This is a genomic window from Halobacillus halophilus DSM 2266 (genome assembly GCF_000284515.1).
Lineage (GTDB): Bacteria > Bacillota > Bacilli > Bacillales > Halobacillaceae > Halobacillus > Halobacillus halophilus.
Window position 1 is genome coordinate 655,511 of the sequence record NC_017668.1, and the last position, 17,401, is coordinate 672,911.

The window sequence follows — 17,401 nt, forward strand, 5'->3', positions numbered from 1 at the left end:
GGATGTCTTGGTCCCTTCTACTAGGACTAGTACCTCGGAAAGTGTGGCTGTGGTTAATAGGGATAGTAGGTGTGCTTTTTGTGCTTCAAATGGTCTTATTTGCTTCAGCCATTACGACCTTAATTGGATTTGAGAAGAGCGATTCTAGTGAAGATGTTCAATCGGTTGATGCCGTAAATGGAACAGCTCAAGTCTCTGCTGAACTTGAAAATTACCGTCCCTTATTTGAAGAGTATGCAGCCGAGTACGGAGTTTCCGATTATGTTGAACTCTTGTTAGCCAAAACGATGCAGGAGTCAGGTGGACGTCTTAACGACGTAATGCAGGCCAGTGAATCTCTTGGTCTACCACCGAATACCATTGAAGATCCAGAACGAAGTATTAAAGTAGGAATTCGCTATTTTGCAAACATGTTAGAGAAAGCTGGAGGAGATGTGAAGCTTACCCTCCAAGCGTATAACTTTGGAGGAGGCTTTATTGACTATGCTAACACTAACAACGATGGAGAATACAGCAAAGAGTTAGCGATTGAATTTTCACAGATGAAATATCAGGAATTGAAGCATACGGGCATGTACTCATGTATACGTCCGGAGTCCGCAGAAACTGGAGCTTGCTACGGAGATATCGGCTATGTAGAAGCTGTTTTGGGTTACCTAAAAGGCGGTGTAGTTGAATCGGATATTGAGCCAACGGGAGAGTGGGTTATGCCTATTTCAGAATCCCTTACCCAGACATCAGATTACGGGATGCGGTCGGATCCATTCGATGGAACATCCACTATGCATCGAGGCATAGACTTTGCATGTACCAATGCAGTTACTCCCATCCAAAGCGTAGATCATGGCCAAGTTGTAGAGGTGGAAAGAAAACAATCTGGTTACGGAAATAATGTTCTCGTGAAACATGAAGAGGGACTTTATAGTCATTACGCTCATTTGTATGCGATAAGTGTACAGAACGGGGACGTTCTTCAAAAAGGATCTGAAATTGGCAAATGTGGATCGACAGGAAATTCAACCGGTCCCCACTTACACTTTGAAGTGATGACCAAAAACCGATATGGATCTGACGTGGATCCAGCACCTTATCTAGGTCTATAAGAAGGGGGATATTCAATGAATAATCGACTCCTTTTTGGTTTGCTTTTGTTCTCTTTAGTAGCAACAACCGTATTTAATGTGTACGTTGCAGGTACTTCTTCCAAGGACGACATGCAGGCTGAAATTAGAAGTCTTGAAGTAGAAAAGCAGCAAGCTTTAGAAGAGAAAAATGAATTAAAACACACGCTAAAGGAAGAAGATCCAGCTGAGATTCAGAAGCACAAAAAAGCTTTAGAAGGCCAAGTTTCTGCTTTTATAGAAACGGCCTTTGTGCAAAACAAAGAAATGTATCAGGACCGAAAAAAGAGAGCTAAAAATATTATGAGTGACGAGTTAGTAAACACCTTCTTTCCTACCAATGTGTATAAAGGGGAAACGGAAACGAGTGTAGATGACGTCGAAGTATTTATTAAAACCGGCAACCTTGCCAGTAATCATGTCCAAGTCATTGTAAGGCTGGAGCACACCCTTCACTCTTTAAAAAATGATCAAAACCAAGTGTCTCCTGTCTTCATAGAAATGAACGTTCAACGGCAGAAAGATCAATGGATTATAACAGACTTTCAAGACTTCAGGGAGGAGAGAAATGAATGAAAAAACCAACCAATGTCTTAGCAGAAGGAACCACAAAAAAATATTTAATTGGATTAAGCGCCATGGCTGTGGCGTTTCTTTTTTTCTTATTTTCCGGATTTTTATTTGGAGATGAAGATCACTCTGAAATCCAACAAACCCCTTTGGATGAACCCCTACATTTACGAGGTGCAGGAGACTTAGTGGTTGAGGAATGGACCTATAACCCTTCGAAGAATCTAATGATCGTTACATTGAAAGTGAATAAATCGACGTCCATTTTAAACGATACGTTGAGCTTTGTGGCTCAAGAGAAAGAACATCCTAATCGTGAACTTCCAACCCATGTCGAGTATCACGATGATCAACGGTATGTGGTTAGTATCCAACAGGTAAGTCCTTCCTTTGATGTCATGGCATTAGATATTGCGAAGGAAAAAAACGAACACTTTGCTCCGGAGACTGAAGGACAAGCTTCCCTGAAAGGAGGTGAGGAAAAAGAGGAGTTAGCACGGATCTATACCGATCAACGAGAGGTACAACAAGACCAGACATTGAGCCTACAAACGGAGCAAGAATATGAAGTGGCTGCTATATCTCAAGACATTAAACAAGCACAGCAAGAGGTTGTAGATAAGGAAAAGCAAATTCAAAAAATCGATGAACAATTAAAAAAAATGAATCAGGAAATGGTCGAGTTAGAGTCTCAACAAATGTATGAAACAGAAGAAGAGAAAGAGAAAACCACAGCACGTATTGATCAATTGGAGAATGAAGTTGATCGATTTCAAAGAGAAACTACTGAACACGAAACAACGATACAAACGCTACAAGAAAAGATCAAGATGCTGAAAGAAAAACGAGAGATGATGGAGAGTTAAGATCAGTTTATAGAAGAGAAAGCATCAACACAGGGACTACACATCTCCTGTGCAGGGACCACACATCACCGCAAATACACGAATGAACGTTCCTGTTTTAGCCTCACAGCGACCGCACATCTGGAGGTTTTCTTGTTCCCTCGTTTTGCCCGGCTCTGCCGGGATTCACACGCCAAGTGGGAACAAAAACCCCTTATGCTCTTCTCTTTATTCACTAGTTTTAGGAACTTCATCAAAAGGAGTGACTGTAATGGAAGTTAGAATCCGGTATATGGATCCGAAAACCGTTCAGCGAATTGACGAACTTGCGGAAGAAAAAGGATTAAGTCGGCAAGAGTTTTTACATGCGCAATTGCATCAATTAGCTGTCTTTCGAGAAGAGAACCATCGTGAACAAAGACTCCAGCAATTAGTCGATCGAAACATTCAAACGATGGCTCATTGTTATACAGCGATTCGAGAAATGAACGATCTCTTGCAGATTGAAGAACCAGGTGAAGAAGCATGAGTGAAACTATAACGCCTGGAGTGGTGTTAAAAACAAAATTCGTAACAGCGAATAAGAAAGGGTTCCAAGATTATGTGCAATACGTGGACCGTGAAGAAGCGAAAGGAAAGGGGGAAGCTCATCGGTCCATGTTTAATTTATATAATCACTATATGGACGATCCGGATAAAACATCGGCTTTATTTACTCAAAAGTCAGATCACTTATCTATAGAAGGAAAACAGGGAATCAAATCATTATTCGAACAAGCTCAAAAGAAGAACAGTATCATGTGGCAGGACGTCATTACATTTGATAATGATTGGCTACAAAAACGAGGGGTTTATGATTCAAAGACCCACACTTTAGATGAAGATGCTTTGAAGCAAGTAACAAGAAAATCCATGCAGGCCATGATGAAAAAAGAGGGATTACAAGAGAGTGCTGTTTGGTCGGCAGCCATTCACTTTAATACGGATAACATTCATATTCATGTGGCCACAGTCGAACCAAACCCGACTCGTGAACGTGGAAAGCGGAAGCCGAAAACGCTAGACGCGATGAAAAGTGAAGTCGTGAATAGATTGTTAGATCGAACGCAGGAACGAAGTCAAATTAACTCGTTGATCCGTGACCATATAGTGAATACGAAGAAAAAGAATAGCAGAATGAAATGGAGCAATAGAGAAATGAAACCTTTGTTCCTCGACGTGTATAATCACTTACCTAAGGATAAGCGACAGTGGCACTATGGCTATCAAACGCTGAATCCTCTTCGACCAAAGATTGATGAACTAACGACAAGATATTTAGATAAATATCATGGCAAAGAAATGAAGCAGCTCCATAATAAATTGGATCAAGAAGTGAACGAATTAAAGCGTGCCTATGGGGATGGACCTAAGGATAAGAAGCGATATCAACACTATAAACAAAACAAGTTGGATGATCTCTATAAACGAATGGGCAATGCCTTCTTACAAGAAATGAAACGGTACGATTACCAGCAGGATCCTAGACAAACTTCCAATATAAAGCAACCTTATAAGTCCATGCCTTCAGGGATTCAATTACAACGTTCCTTGAGAAGCATTCAACGTTCGATGGGACAAACGTATGATCAGTTTATCAATGACTTGGATCATCAGAAGTTGGAACGAAAAATCGAAAGAGAAGGGTAGGATATATAAATGGGAAGGCGGCAAAATGTTACGCTTCATGAAGAAACGATAGCGTTAATTAAAGAGTATCAGGAACAGTATCATATTCGTTATCCTGGTGAAGCCTTAGATCGAATGATTGATGAGTGGGAAACGCAAAAATCGAAGGACAACTCTCAGGAATATGTAATGAGTTTAATGGCTCAACGTTTTCAAGAAGTGTTTTCTGAAGAGATGAAAAGACTGCGGTTAGCGGCCAATCGAAGCGATAAAAATACGCAGGTACTCCTTGAATTAATGAATGGTTTTGCGATGGATCAAAACTTAGAAAGCTGTGTTACGACACCGATCTTTGAGAGCCAAGCGATGAAGGATGCGAAACAAGCGGTAGAAGAAAGAATCAGTCATCAGCGTCAGAAGAGAATAAGTGCCGGAGAAACTTAACCAGCATCAAGCTAATGGTATTCATGAGGAATTATCCAACAAAGGAGTGGAAGGAATGCTTATGTTTAATAGCAATTATGAGGTGGGTGTATTTAAGCGATTAAGTGAAAATAATGAGCTCGTGATGGACGTGGGAAGTGAGGAATACTTCTTAAAGTTGAATGATGAAGAAATGGAGGATCTGGAACAGCATTTGATGAATCAAGAGAATCTACTCATTCCTTTTCATAGAAAAACAAAGGAACTGATATTAAATACAGAACCCAATTACGATGAGGAAGAGATGGAAGAACTCATGAACATCAGTGAGGGAGCTGAGGATCATGACGAAGAATAAACCATCCTATAAACAGAAGTCACCTGAAAAAGTCAAAGAGGAGATTAATCGACTGACAGAGGGAATGGAAAAAAGTATTTCAAACCACTTTCATTCTCCTGAACAAATGAAAGAGTATCTAGACTTTATGGGGAAGTTTCACCGGTATTCCCCACGTAATACGGCATTAATTGATTCACAGTTTCCAGGAGCAGAAGCTGTAGGTTCTTACGCCTTCTGGAAAGATAAAGGGTTCTCTGTAAACAAAGGGGAGAAAAGTCTAAAGGTTCTCGTGCCCAATCGGTTAGGCAAGCAGTTTCAAGATGAAGAAGGCGAATGGAAACCTTTGAAATATGCAACGAAAAAAGAAAAGCAACAAGTCAAAGACGGTCAACTCGATAAACGAGATGGCCGTCTTGTTTATTCTACTGGAAGTGTGTTCGATGTTTCCCAGACAACAGCCACTCAAAAAGATCTACCTCAAATCTTTCCTAACAAATGGATTGATGGGGAGGTTGAAAACTACACTCAGCTTCGACAAGGAATGGAGGCTATAGCTGATAAAAACAATATTCAGATTGTAGAGCCTTATGAAGAGTTGGGGGCAGCTAAAGGAGTTAGTTACACCGGGCGAAATGAAGTCGCTCTTAATCCGCGTAACTCTGAGCGACAAGATACAAAGACTCTGTTACATGAACTGACTCATGCCAAGCTTCACACAAAGGAAAATATGAATGACTACACCAAACCGGAGAAAGAATTTCAGGCGGAAATGACAGCTTATACCGTTGCTTCTTATTTCAATATAGATACCAGTGACTACTCTTTGGATTATCTACACAACTGGACTAAGGATCATGAATTTAAGGACCATGAAAGCCTGTTACAAGAAGTTCAGTCAACAGCTAAAGAATTTATTACGACCATAGAAGAATGCATGGGCCAAGAAAAGGAAGGGGAGAAAGATATGAGTGTTAAAGAACAAAAACATGAAATGGAAGAGGAGAAACAAGAAAGAGCGATACTACCTTCAGAAAAGCTTCGGGATATGTACCGAAGCCAAGTGAGTAAGGTTAATAAGGATAGCGGGCCGTTTAGTAAGGATGAAATGGCTGAAGAGGAATATTCTGATCAAGATTTCAAACAAGCTTATAAAAAGGAGCTCATGAACTTTATTGAACCAACCGTAGGAAAAGAATTAGATAAAGAAGAAAACAATGACCGGCAAGAACGTCTAAATCAGATGCGTGCTTTTCAAGATACTCACAGTAAGGAAGAGGTGTACCAACTTAAGAAAGAATCTCTTCAAGAATTAAAGGAACTTCCATTAACGGATCGTGGTGAGCAGCGACTATCTCAAATCGAAAGTAAGCTGGACCGAGAGTTCAATGAAGAGAAAGAAAAAGAAAGCACCACTTCGGAAATGAAGAATGGAAAAGGGGATAAGGAGGCATTTCAACAGAAGGAAAAGCAAAAAGAAAAAATAGAGGTTGAACGATAGACAGGGAGTTTTCTCCCTGTCTTTTTTTATATCTAAATTTAGAGAGGAGGAAGTGCTGCATGGCCAAACATGTAAGCGCGGAACAAGTGGAGGTTGCTCGTAATGTGGATCTCATAGACTATCTTGAGCGTAAAGGGGAGCCATTGAAGAAAGAGGGACGATATTACCGACATCAAGTCCATGACAGCCTAGTGATTAAAGACCAAATGTATGCCTGGAACTCTCGAGATGAAAAAGGAGCTGGAGTCATTAACTTCGCTAAAATGTTTTATGGCATGAGCTTTCCTGAAGCTGTTCTCGATTTGAATGAACAAGGTTATAAAGTGAAAGACAATTCCCAAGAGCAAAGGCCTAAGGAACCTTATCAATATCCTTTTCATTATGAAGTGAATGATAGGACAAAGGCTAAAGATTATCTTACGAATGAACGGAAAATTCATCCCAAGATTGTTCATTGGCTTGAAAATAAAGATTTAATTGCACAAGACAAGCTTGGGAATGTGGTTTTTAAGTGGAAGCAGCAGGGAGAGGTCGTGGGAGCAGACCGACAAGGCACTTCTCTAATGAAAGATGGGCGAGTGTTTAAAGGCATTGATAAAAACAGTCATGGTTCGGCTGGATTCTCAGTTGATATAGGTAAACCCAATTCCATTTACCTTTTTGAGAGCCCGATTGATGCACTGTCTTATTGGAGTATTAAGAAAAACAAGCTGCAAAACACTCGGTTAGTTTCCATGTCAGGGCTTAAGCGCCAGACGATGATTGATGAAATTAAACGGATGGGCAAGGAAGATCATACGGTGAATCAGATAACTTTCTGTACGGATAATGATAAGGCTGGACGGGAGTTTGCAAATAAGTATGTTTGTCTAATGAGTAAGCAAGTATCTAGAATAAATTTACCTACTAGTAAAGACTGGAATGTTGAGGTTAGAAAACAGAAGGAATTAGAGATGGAAAGGTAGACAATTAGACTTTTATTATCGTTCGTGGTTAAGAAAATTAGGGGGAGCTTAATTTCTAATGTAATTTTATGGTAAAATTTACTTACCAATTAATAAAGGAGAAACTAACGTGGGGAAACCTTTTAAAAGAAACGAGAAAGATAATTTAAAAATCGATAAGTTTGATAAAAGTGATTATTTACCGTATGACTTATCTTTTATTCCAAGATCAACTATGTCTAAACAACTTAAGAACTTTGAAGGTACAAAAATTATTTCTCCCTATGGGAATACAGAGGTTAATATCGAGAATCTAATAGCTCAAAACAAATACCATGAATTAGATCAATTACTCAGAGAATTTGCTGACGAACAATATCAAACAGGAAACATTGAGCTTGCTAAAAAAGCTTATGAGTTATTATTAGAATTGGGTACTAAGATATCCTCAAACAAAGAAAATCTTCTTAAAATCTATTTAAATGAAAGAAATGAAAATGGGATTGAAAGAGTGAAAATAGACTTATACAACCAAATGAAAGAAACTACTGATTATAATTATCAGCAAAATAAAATAAAGAGAATTATAAATGTATACTTCCGCTCTTACTAAAGAACTTCCAAAATTAATTGTGGTTAAGGCATGTCAATTAATTTTGGTTTTAAATAGAAGAAATTCAAGGTTAGAGGAGGGTACAGTTTGAAAAAATTCGATCTAAATATTGAAGAAGTGTTGGATCACTGGGAGACTCCCCATGCATTGAGGGAGATAATTGCTAATGCCCTAGATGAAACATCATTAACAAACACAAAAGAGCCGGAAATCTTTCCTGATTTAGAGGGTAATTGGCACATTAAAGACTTTGGACGAGGATTAAGGTATGAACACTTTACTCAGAATGAGAATAAAGAAAAACTAGAGAATTCAAAAAAGGTAATTGGAAAATTCGGTGTGGGTTTAAAAGACGCCATGGCAACTTTTAATCGTAGAGGTGTTGGTATTCTTATTCAATCTAAGTATAGTGATATATCCATCGAGAAAATGTCGAAAAGTGGATTTGATGACGTTATCACTTTACACGCTATTGTAAAAGAACCAACCAATCCTAATATGGTAGGAACAGAATTTATATTTAAAGGAATTACATCAGAAGAGATTTATGAAGCTAAAAGCTTCTTCCTAATGTATTCGGGGGAAACTGTCTTAGAAGAAAACAATTATGGTCAGCTAATTAATAAGAACGCACAGGAATCCAAAGTTTATGTGAATGGGCTGTGTGTAGCTGTAGAAGAAAATTTATTGTTCTCCTACAATATTACATCCCCCACGAAAAAACTTCTTCGCTCCTTAAACAGAGAAAGAACGAATGTTGGGAGAAGTGCATATTCTGATCGAATGAAATCAATTCTTTTGGACTCATCAAGTTCTAAATTTGCAAAAATGCTTGTGGAAGATCTTGAAAGAGTTCAAAAAGGAGAAGCGCATGATGAACTTCAATGGGTTGATGTGCAGCTCCATGCTTGTAGAATTTTAAATGACAAAGAAGAAGTTCTTTTTTTGACGTCAGTTGATATGATGAATTCGAAGAGTAAATATGTAAGTTACGCCCAAGATGAAGGACGAAGAATTGTAACAATCCCGGAGAATTTATCTGGTAAACTACGAAATACTAAAGATATAAAAGGGAATGAGATGGTAAATTTAGATAAGTATGTTACCGAGTGGAATGAGAATTTTAAATTCGATTTGGTAAAAGAGACTGAATTGAGTCAAAACGAGAGGGAAGTTTTTTCTTATAAAGACATTATCATTAAGTGGTTCCCCAAAAATGAAGGAAGAGTAGAGGAAATTCTTGTATCGAATAAAATGCGGCCAGATGATTATAAGGGTTCGGAGGCTTCGGGTTTGTGGATTGAGAGTGAGAAAAAGATTCTAATAAATCGAAAACAATTGCGTAATTTAGAAGGATTTGCTGGAACTCTTATCCACGAGTTAATTCATGCTTACACTAATACTGATGATCAAACAATTGAATTTGAGAATGAACTTACGAATATGTTAGGGAAATTATCAATGCTCATCATTGGAAAAGAACAAATAGAAAACAAAAAGAATAAATTTTGGGGGATCTTTCGTTGAATTGCTTTGTAGAAGTGAATAGGGAAAATTTTTATTCGTTATTAGTTAATCGGTAATTTCAATTCATTAATTATCGATTTAACAGTTAATTAGTGTTTAAAGAATCTTCCAAATGTGATTTTAATCCTTTCTGTGCTGAGGCAGGCTGCAAACCATGGTTATAGTCTAGTACGAACTTCTATTGCCCAAGCTATTTAAATTGGGTGTCTGTTCGCTAATTAATAGTTGTTGAATATATGGATATTCAAAAGATGTTATTACAAATAAACGATGTGGGAAATATATAATAATTAGGGTCATTAAAGAATGTGAGGAAAGGGAGAGTTCAACATAAAAGGGGAATGTACTAATCTAGAATACAACATCAATGGTATAGGAGTGGTCACTCCTGTAATTTATCCATTTGTTAATGAATTGTATTGCGATAGTAAATTGAAAATAGAACATAAATTAAAGGATATTAATCAACTAGGAGCAATAAAATACATTCATAGCGGAGCACATTATACTAGGTACGAGTATGTGTTGTTACAATTTATGTTAATCAATTTTATAAAAAATAACAGTGAGTGGGGACTAGGATCAAGATTTAATTTCTCATCCCTAGGGAATCCAGAATTATCTTATGAGAGAAAGATAACAGGAGCTGAAATCTTAGAATTGATAGTTTTGTTTGGAAATTTGGGTCATTTTAAAGATACATTTTCAAGTAACAAGGTGTGGTTTCATTATCTTTTTACAAACAAATATGATTTAAGGAATTGTTTAAAAAAGGGTCTGAAAAGTAACGGTAAAAACCTATTAAATAAACTGCTATCTAGTGGTAATTCCTATAAAATACAATGGATAAATACATTGTTTATTTTATCTAGGACTGAAAATTTAGATGATTATAGAATTATATGTGAAGAAGTCGTCAATAAAATTCTATCCAATAAGACCGATAAATGGCTAGATATATATTATAAAATTAGAAAAGTATCGTACGTGGTTTTGGATAGTCATTATTCTCATATACCCATTTCAATTAGTCTTCAGAATGTGTTGTTCAACGAAAAGTTGTTTGTTGATGAATTAAGTAAATATAGTTCTGGTTTAATGGGAGCTTTTGATAGGGTTAATGATCTATTAGAAGACACACTATATCTAGAAAACAACACTTTATTAATGGGTACTTATAGAAGTATGGATATAAACACAAAATTGCAGATTCATCTCGATAATAACCAAGATAATAAAGCAATTTCTAAGATAAAAATGTTAATTTCTGGGGAAACTGCCTCACCTTTTTATGAAGACTTCAAAATCTCAGATGAAGAAATACCATGGGATAAAGATAGGAATTTAAGCATTACTTATTTTATAAAGCATAGAGAGTATTTCCCCGAAGATGTTTTTCAGAAAGAGTTAGCTGTAAGCAAAAAGTTAGGAAAAGAATGTTATGTTGCATTTAATTTTTCTCCTAGTTTTTCAAAATATAGAACAGTATATTCAATTAATAAAAAATTAGAGCACTCAAAGCAAATAAAAGAGTGTTTAAAAATAATTCGTATAGCACTGGAAGATTATTTGTTGTATCGCAAGTACTCTTTTGAGGAAGTTAGCAATGGTAGACTTGAAGAAGTGGTAATGAAGAAAATGATTACATATTTCTTTAGGAACTTGTTAACCGAAGATTATTTTTGTGAATTTGATTATATTAAAAATTCCTCTCCCTTTATTATTGAAAACGGATGTAAAAAGACAATAAATAAGGTTGATGAATATATTGAGTATTATAAGTCAAACAGTCCTCACGAAAAAGACGCTATACATGAATTAGAAACTGTTAAAGCTAGTTTGAAATCAATATCTTATAAAGGGCTGATGATAGTTTACTTAGGGTCTATTAGGTTTATAAATAATGACAAGAAATCTGTATGTGAACTAGATGGTTTAATCCTCACTCCTAAGCATAACGCAGAAAATATACGAGTGATTGAAGCAAAGAATTTAAGGAAAAAGAAAAGAAGGACTACAGTGGCAGCCAAACAATTAGAAGAGCAATTCACACCACTATTGTCCAACTACTTTAAGAGTAAATTAGTAACAGAAGATATAGAAGGTTTTGGAGCACAGATAAAAATTAGAAAATAAACTAAAATCCACCTTTTAAAATTCTGTTATCATTGACATACATTTTGACATACCATTACACATTTATGTCTATATCCTTATTTAATTTTAATTTTGCTCAGCCCATTTGACATAGCTTTTTCGTAATATCTTAGACTTTATTGTTCTTTATTTACCTTGGTGAAACCATGGGCGGCATAATGTGAATGTAAGTTGTCCTCAAGCCTTATTTTGAGTTCGAAATTCCAGAGAGAGTTATAATTCTTTGATGTCCTAAGTGTTCCAATCTAATGGCAAATTTTTCAGATCAAATTCATTTAGAAGAGTACTAAGGTGTATGGATCTAATTAAGGCAAACTTAGAACTATCAACAAATGATCATAAAAGCAATTTTAAGATTTGAATGAATGTTTTAGAAAGAATAAAAAGGATGGTATAATAATTAAATCCTTGCATAGTTTTATTATTTTTCATGCGAGGTATGAGCCCCACCTTCCGTCAAAGGTGGGGTTTTTTATTAGAAAGTTATTTTGCGTACTGTGAGGATTCTTAATGTTTTATTTCATTCTCTAACTCTAAATTTTTTTCAAGATCCATGATTTTCTTCTGCTGACCATAGATATATTTGATCATAGAAGTAATGACATCATCTACCCCAGACTCTACATTATATTGCTTTAACTCATCAGACCAAGCTAACAATTGCTTGACCATAGGTTCCATATTATCACCTCATTTATCTTCAGAATGAAAGTATTTGTTCTCTTTTAGTACCTTAGATTATAGCCTTCCATAACTAACTCTCTCCTTAAATCTACATAAGCTTGCTGAGAATTATCCAGCATATCTCCCAGTTCATTAATGCACTTCTTCTGGTTGATAAGGTACTTGCTCAAGTTATCGAAAACCTGTAGCACCTCCAGATCCAATTCGTGCTTCTTCAATTCTGATTCCCATTGCCTAATTTGTTGTTTTAATTCCTTCATTTAAATCACTCCTTTACTTTATTATCGTTATTTAATTAGTTTTTGGTGTCACCTTTTTAGAAAAAATGTTTAATTATTTTTTGGTGATGGTATAATGAGAACAAATGTTCGTATAATATTTTAGGAGGGATTAACATGAATGGAATTATGGACCGGGCAGTTATAAGTAAACAAAGACTTGAGATGGTTTATATCTCTTCAAATGGAGACATGTCACAGGGGGTAGTACGTATTTTGGAGGTACGTAAGGATTCTATTCTGGCTTTTTGTCTTGTTCGAAGGAAGGTACGCACCTTCAAGCTTGAAAACATTCTATCGTTATTTCCTTATAAGTTTAAGAAAAATATGGAGGGAGTAGCACATGGATAGTCGTAACCGAGATCGTGGAACCATAAAGTGGACGTCGCTAATGTTGCCGGAGCATGTTGAGGCCCTCCAGTTGCTCTGGAAAGAAGATGAGCAAGTGGAGAAAGCCATTCTTGATGAACAGCAGTTGGAAGAAATTGATTTTGCGTTGCAACGAGCAAAAAGTGATAGCCTACCAATCGTGCTTAAATACCATAACGGCTATAATTACAGCTGCAATAAATTTAAAGTTCTTGGGCTAGATCCAGGTACTAGAAACATTCGTTGCTTAGACATAGAAAATCAATTGAATAAATCCATTCCTTTTGCAGAAATTTTCAGTGTGGAATTTATATAGCGCATACTTTTGCCTCACCATCAAGGTGGGGCTATTTTTGGCGGGCCGTCACTTGGTTTGCGAAAATAGCCTTCATTAGCAAATTTTCATAAATATATCTAAGGTGTTATCGACTTTGTCAGAATTAATCACAATTTAATTTAAGCCCAGTTGTGGATTTTTGGAAGGAAGAGGAATATTTAGAGTTTAATTCTGTGGTTGTTATAAGTATAGAAACCTATCTCCAGCATCATAATGGAATTAAGATCCATAGTTTTGGAGAGTGATAGTTTATGTTCCTATCAGAAGCATGGGAAAAGTATTATATAGATAAAAAGATAGAAGGATATTCGCTACAAACTTTGAAAACATACTCCTTACAATTCAAAATGCTGGTAAGATATTTTGGAGATGTAAATACAGATGAGTTTGCCGTAGATCAGTTAAAGAATTATTTAATTGCGGAGGGGGAGCATTTAAAACCTTCTAGTCTGGGGCACAAGGTACATTTCCTGAGATCTTTCTTTAAGTGGCTCTATGAAGAAGGATTCATCAGTTATAATCCAGCCATAAAATTGAAAGAACCTAAAGTTGGTAAAAGAATTCCTAAATTCCTTACTGAAATGGAAATTGAGCAACTTAGAGACTCATGTATAACTCCTATGGAAAAAGCAGTGTTCGAATTTTTTTATTCTACCGGGTGCCGTATTGGAGAGGTTGTCATACTGAATAGAGCAAATATCAATATTTCGGGAAGATCGGTAATTGTTAAAGGAAAAGGTGATAAAGAAAGAGAAGTTTACTTTAATATTCGTTGTTCGCTTTGGCTGCAGAAATATTTGGAGGAGCGTACAGATTGCGATGAAAGTTTATTTGTCACTGAGAGAAGACCTAAAAAGCGAATGGGCATTGAAAATGTTCGCCATATTATTAAAAGGATCTCCATTCGCGCAAATATCAATAAAGAAATACACCCTCATCAATTAAGACATAGTTATGCTACCCATATGTTAAATAATGGAGCACCAATTGAAGTCATCCAAAGCTTGTTAGGACATGAAAAAAGTGAAACCACAAAAATATATGCTCAATTAAGTGGTAAGTTAAGACAAGATTTCTACAGTAAATATTTCTAGAAGGCGTGCCTATTCCAAACGGTACGCCTTCTGTTTGTAGTAAGAAAAGCTTGTGGAAAATAGAAGGATTTGAAATAATTGGTATTAAGCAAAAGCACGAATATCTCGAAACTGAGTCTTCAAGTAAAGGGCAGGATTGTGGAAGACTCAGTTTCGAGATAATAGAAGAATTTGAAACGTTTATTAATACAAAGTCGTATGAACATTAACTTCCATAAACAACACTTAGGTTAAAGACTTCTGTTACTAATTTTACAAAAAAATGAATAAGATTTTTTATTAAGTATGTTCATTATCTATCTGTAGGTTAGGGAGGTTTGAAAAGTGATTTGGATAATTTTATTATCACCTTTTATAATTCTATTAGGGATTGGTATTTTATCGACCGTAGTAATAAAAGGTTTAAACAGAACCGACCTGATTTAACTCAAAACCAGATTAGAGCGAAGGAAGATACGGAACAATACAAAGATATGAATCAGAATAATTTCTAGCATTTTTTCTGAATATCTTGATTTCCTGAAGAATGTTTCTGTTAACATAAGAAACAATAGAAATAAAAAAGTTTGGTGAAAAAAATGACTGAAATTAATAATAATAATCAAAATAAAAAAGGGAAATTACGTGCATTAATTGATAGCTTGCTTGAAGGTTGTGTTGGCATCGGATGTGTATTACCAATAATAATTTCTGCATCTGTAACCGGTATTATCATATGGGTAATTTAACGCTCTCTTTTGTGGTCAGGTATGTGGAATGAACCTATATCTATAAGAAATCTAATGTTAGGAAGTGGGATCTCCATGGTTGTATTATTTCATTTTAAATTTTTATTTGAAAAACTTTTTATAAAAGGTTAATATCTCGAATTCAAGTCTTAAAGGAAAGGGGGCGATTGTTGATTAGAAGGCACTCGTCCATACGGGCTAGCTTTTTCACTGCCGAAGCAGGCTAATCAAAGATAAACATAAAAAAATTCGGATAAAATAGGGAGGGATTGCTTGTTAAACAGAAAAATACTTTCTATAGTTGTTGGAGTTATTACTACGCTTTTTGTTAGTTTTGCTTTAATTACGCAAAATGGCGATTTATTAGTAACACCATTCCTTCAACTTATTTTAGGTTTAGTAACAGCGGATGTATTGGTGTCTGGAATATCTGCTTTTCGTAGAAAAAGTAAAGGATTAGGCTTGTTCTTTACTTTCATCACATTATTTATGCTGAGTGTTATCATTTTAAATAACACTATGACAATCGAAGGAACCATTCCAGTTATAACCATATATATTGTATTCGGGGTTCCAATTGGTATTATTGCGATGTTTGTCCACCGAATAAATACTAGAAATGAATTGGAACTGTGAGGAAATTATCAATTAGTAGTAGCTAATCGGCTTATTAAAGTAAAGGGGCGTTTCTTTAAAGAAGTTCAAGGCTTTTAAAGTAAAAAGGGGGAAGCTTATGTATCAATATTATAATGGTCTTGTAATTAGAGAAGGTGTAAAAGGCGTTCCGGGTAACTTCGTTGAAGAACTATTTAAGGAAGCAGGATGGGTTAGAGAAACCCCGAGTTGGCAAAAGGAAAAATTCACTCTCATGTTTGAGAATTCAACTTGGGCATTTACGGTTTGGGATGAAAATAGAATGGTTGGGATGGTAAGGGTAATTTCTGACCAAATCATGGCTGCTAATATAATGGATTTAGTTGTTTCATCAAACTATCGAGGCAAAGGGATTGGACAGAAGCTTGTTGAACTATGTGTTCAAAAACTTCCACATGGTGATTGGTTTGCCCATACCTCTTCTAATAATTTTAGCTTTTATAAAAAATGTGGTTTTGAGGTTAAAGATTTATCTCAGAATGGAACATGCGCCTATTATGGGTACATACAAGCTCGAATAGATGGGGATCGGTGAATACTAAGGATCTTGGTAATTATCTTAATTTCAAGTCTTCCAGAATCGGGAGGGGGGCGATTGATTAATAGAGTCCTCGCTATATTACATAAGTTCAGTTGGGAATTCAGCTATTTTTAACTAACGAAGCCACAAACTCACATAAGGAGTGTAATATAAATGCAGGAGAACAATATTAAACTTGTGATTGGCGCAGGGGAACATAACAATAATCCGGGTTGGATTCATACCCAAGAAGAGGAAGTAAATTTACTAGATGAAGCTACCTGGGAAGCTAACTTTAAGATAAATTCAATTGAAGCCATTTTAGCAGAACACGTCTGGGAACATCTTACTTTCGAAGAGGGGATAAGAGCTGCTGAGATATGTATTAAATATCTAAGAGAAGGTGGGTACGTCCGTTGTGCAGTTCCCGATGGATATTTTCCAGATGAAAAGTATCAGCAAATCGTACAAGTGGGAGGTCCAGGACCAGCCGATCATCCGGCAGCGAGTCATAAAATTGTACATAATTATAAATCAATATCCAACATGTTTGAGAACGTTGGATTTGAAGTGAAATTACTTGAATATTGTGATGAAGAAGGTCAATTTCATGCTAATTCATGGAGTGGAAAAGATGGAGTTATCTTTCGCTCTAAACAATTTGATCCTAGAAACCAAGGGAAAGAGTTAGCATTTCCATCGCTTATTATTGATGCTGTAAAGCACTGATTATTCAATTAATTGAGAGCAATAAGCATAGTCTTTCCTTTACAATATCTCGACTTCGAATCTTAAAGTAAAGGGGGCGATTATTCAATAAGTATAGTCGTCTTTTATTTTTATAAAATGAATAGGGAGGATTGCTACCTTGAACCTGTTTATAATAACGTTAGTCCTTTTGCCAACACTGATTACTTGTCTTATCGGGTACTTCTTATACAAATACAGTAAACCTTTAAGTATAATCGCTATGGTATTAACTCCGCTCATTATTATGTTCATGCTTATGAGTTATAAAGTTTTATTGAGCA

Annotated in this window: 22 protein-coding genes; 20 read left to right on the forward strand and 2 right to left on the reverse strand. The window is 35.9% G+C overall.

The genetic code is table 11. From position 1 onward, the window contains the following. Positions 1–2 precede the first annotated feature (2 nt). From HBHAL_RS03285 to HBHAL_RS03340, 12 genes are all read left to right on the forward strand, one after another. On the forward strand, positions 3–1,103 hold the full coding sequence (locus HBHAL_RS03285; RefSeq protein ID WP_014641914.1) for a lysozyme family protein: 1,101 nt from the start codon (positions 3–5) through the stop codon (positions 1,101–1,103). A 15-nt stretch (positions 1,104–1,118) separates the two neighbouring features. Next, entirely contained in the window at positions 1,119–1,697 is a 579-nt protein-coding gene (locus tag HBHAL_RS03290; protein ID WP_014641915.1) for a hypothetical protein, read from the forward strand. Then, on the forward strand, positions 1,694–2,557 hold the full coding sequence (locus HBHAL_RS03295) for a coiled-coil domain-containing protein (RefSeq protein ID WP_014641916.1): 864 nt from the start codon (positions 1,694–1,696) through the stop codon (positions 2,555–2,557). The genes HBHAL_RS03290 and HBHAL_RS03295 overlap by 4 nt, the downstream gene beginning before the upstream one ends. A 250-nt stretch (positions 2,558–2,807) precedes the next feature. Continuing rightward, on the forward strand, positions 2,808–3,065 hold the full coding sequence (locus tag HBHAL_RS03300; protein WP_014641917.1) for a hypothetical protein: 258 nt from the start codon (positions 2,808–2,810) through the stop codon (positions 3,063–3,065). Next, positions 3,062–4,225 carry a MobP2 family relaxase gene (gene mobP2, locus HBHAL_RS03305; protein ID WP_014641918.1) on the forward strand — a complete coding sequence of 388 codons (1,164 nt, stop codon included), beginning with the start codon at positions 3,062–3,064 and terminating at the stop codon, positions 4,223–4,225. The genes HBHAL_RS03300 and mobP2 overlap by 4 nt, the downstream gene beginning before the upstream one ends. A gap of 9 nt (positions 4,226–4,234) precedes the next feature. Next, positions 4,235–4,648, forward strand: a complete 414-nt coding sequence (locus HBHAL_RS03310) for a hypothetical protein (RefSeq protein ID WP_014641919.1) — start codon at positions 4,235–4,237, stop codon at positions 4,646–4,648. After that, entirely contained in the window at positions 4,632–4,985 is a 354-nt protein-coding gene (locus HBHAL_RS03315; RefSeq protein WP_223254254.1) for a hypothetical protein, read from the forward strand. The genes HBHAL_RS03310 and HBHAL_RS03315 overlap by 17 nt, the downstream gene beginning before the upstream one ends. Further along, positions 4,972–6,465 (forward strand): ImmA/IrrE family metallo-endopeptidase, encoded by a 1,494-nt coding sequence (locus HBHAL_RS03320; protein WP_014641921.1) that lies wholly within the window; start codon positions 4,972–4,974, stop codon positions 6,463–6,465. Before HBHAL_RS03315 ends, HBHAL_RS03320 begins: the two co-directional genes overlap by 14 nt. A 59-nt stretch (positions 6,466–6,524) precedes the next feature. Beyond that, a complete protein-coding gene (locus tag HBHAL_RS03325; protein WP_014641922.1) occupies positions 6,525–7,430 on the forward strand; it encodes a toprim domain-containing protein in 906 nt (301 codons plus the stop codon). A gap of 109 nt (positions 7,431–7,539) precedes the next feature. Continuing rightward, entirely contained in the window at positions 7,540–8,022 is a 483-nt protein-coding gene (locus HBHAL_RS03330) for a hypothetical protein (protein WP_014641923.1), read from the forward strand. Between the two features lie 87 nt (positions 8,023–8,109). Then, the gene (locus HBHAL_RS03335; protein ID WP_014641924.1) at positions 8,110–9,549 is read left to right on the forward strand and encodes a D-tyrosyl-tRNA deacylase; all 1,440 of its coding nucleotides are present in this window, start codon (positions 8,110–8,112) and stop codon (positions 9,547–9,549) included. A 432-nt stretch (positions 9,550–9,981) separates the two neighbouring features. Beyond that, a complete protein-coding gene (locus tag HBHAL_RS03340) occupies positions 9,982–11,685 on the forward strand; it encodes a hypothetical protein (protein WP_158512340.1) in 1,704 nt (567 codons plus the stop codon). Between the two features lie 528 nt (positions 11,686–12,213). Here HBHAL_RS03340 and HBHAL_RS21685 read toward each other — a convergent pair. Together HBHAL_RS21685 and HBHAL_RS03345 are read right to left on the reverse strand one after the other, a co-directional pair. After that, positions 12,214–12,387 carry a hypothetical protein gene (locus tag HBHAL_RS21685; RefSeq protein WP_014641926.1) on the reverse strand — a complete coding sequence of 58 codons (174 nt, stop codon included), beginning with the start codon at positions 12,385–12,387 and terminating at the stop codon, positions 12,214–12,216. Positions 12,388–12,431: 44 nt separating this feature from the next. After that, positions 12,432–12,650 (reverse strand): hypothetical protein, encoded by a 219-nt coding sequence (locus HBHAL_RS03345; protein ID WP_014641927.1) that lies wholly within the window; start codon positions 12,648–12,650, stop codon positions 12,432–12,434. Positions 12,651–12,785: 135 nt separating this feature from the next. Here HBHAL_RS03345 and HBHAL_RS03350 point away from each other — a divergent pair, with 135 nt between their 5' ends. The 8 genes from HBHAL_RS03350 (at position 12,786) to HBHAL_RS03375 (ending at position 17,099) form a co-directional block, all read left to right on the forward strand. Beyond that, on the forward strand, positions 12,786–13,019 hold the full coding sequence (locus HBHAL_RS03350; protein WP_014641928.1) for a hypothetical protein: 234 nt from the start codon (positions 12,786–12,788) through the stop codon (positions 13,017–13,019). Beyond that, complete coding sequence (locus HBHAL_RS20690; RefSeq protein ID WP_014641929.1) at positions 13,012–13,353, forward strand: YolD-like family protein; 342 nt, start codon at positions 13,012–13,014, stop codon at positions 13,351–13,353. The genes HBHAL_RS03350 and HBHAL_RS20690 overlap by 8 nt, the downstream gene beginning before the upstream one ends. Before the next feature lie 272 nt (positions 13,354–13,625). Next, complete coding sequence (locus HBHAL_RS03360; protein ID WP_014641931.1) at positions 13,626–14,468, forward strand: tyrosine-type recombinase/integrase; 843 nt, start codon at positions 13,626–13,628, stop codon at positions 14,466–14,468. Positions 14,469–14,797: 329 nt separating this feature from the next. Beyond that, the gene (locus HBHAL_RS21315; RefSeq protein WP_014641933.1) at positions 14,798–14,962 is read left to right on the forward strand and encodes a hypothetical protein; all 165 of its coding nucleotides are present in this window, start codon (positions 14,798–14,800) and stop codon (positions 14,960–14,962) included. Between the two features lie 84 nt (positions 14,963–15,046). Continuing rightward, a complete protein-coding gene (locus HBHAL_RS21320; RefSeq protein ID WP_158512341.1) occupies positions 15,047–15,196 on the forward strand; it encodes a hypothetical protein in 150 nt (49 codons plus the stop codon). Between the two features lie 273 nt (positions 15,197–15,469). Continuing rightward, on the forward strand, positions 15,470–15,832 hold the full coding sequence (locus tag HBHAL_RS03365; RefSeq protein ID WP_014641935.1) for a hypothetical protein: 363 nt from the start codon (positions 15,470–15,472) through the stop codon (positions 15,830–15,832). A 97-nt stretch (positions 15,833–15,929) separates the two neighbouring features. Continuing rightward, entirely contained in the window at positions 15,930–16,385 is a 456-nt protein-coding gene (locus tag HBHAL_RS03370; RefSeq protein ID WP_014641936.1) for a GNAT family N-acetyltransferase, read from the forward strand. A gap of 159 nt (positions 16,386–16,544) precedes the next feature. After that, positions 16,545–17,099: a class I SAM-dependent methyltransferase gene (locus HBHAL_RS03375; protein WP_014641937.1), complete on the forward strand. Its 555-nt coding sequence runs from the start codon at positions 16,545–16,547 to the stop codon at positions 17,097–17,099. The last annotated feature ends 302 nt before the right edge of the window (positions 17,100–17,401 follow it).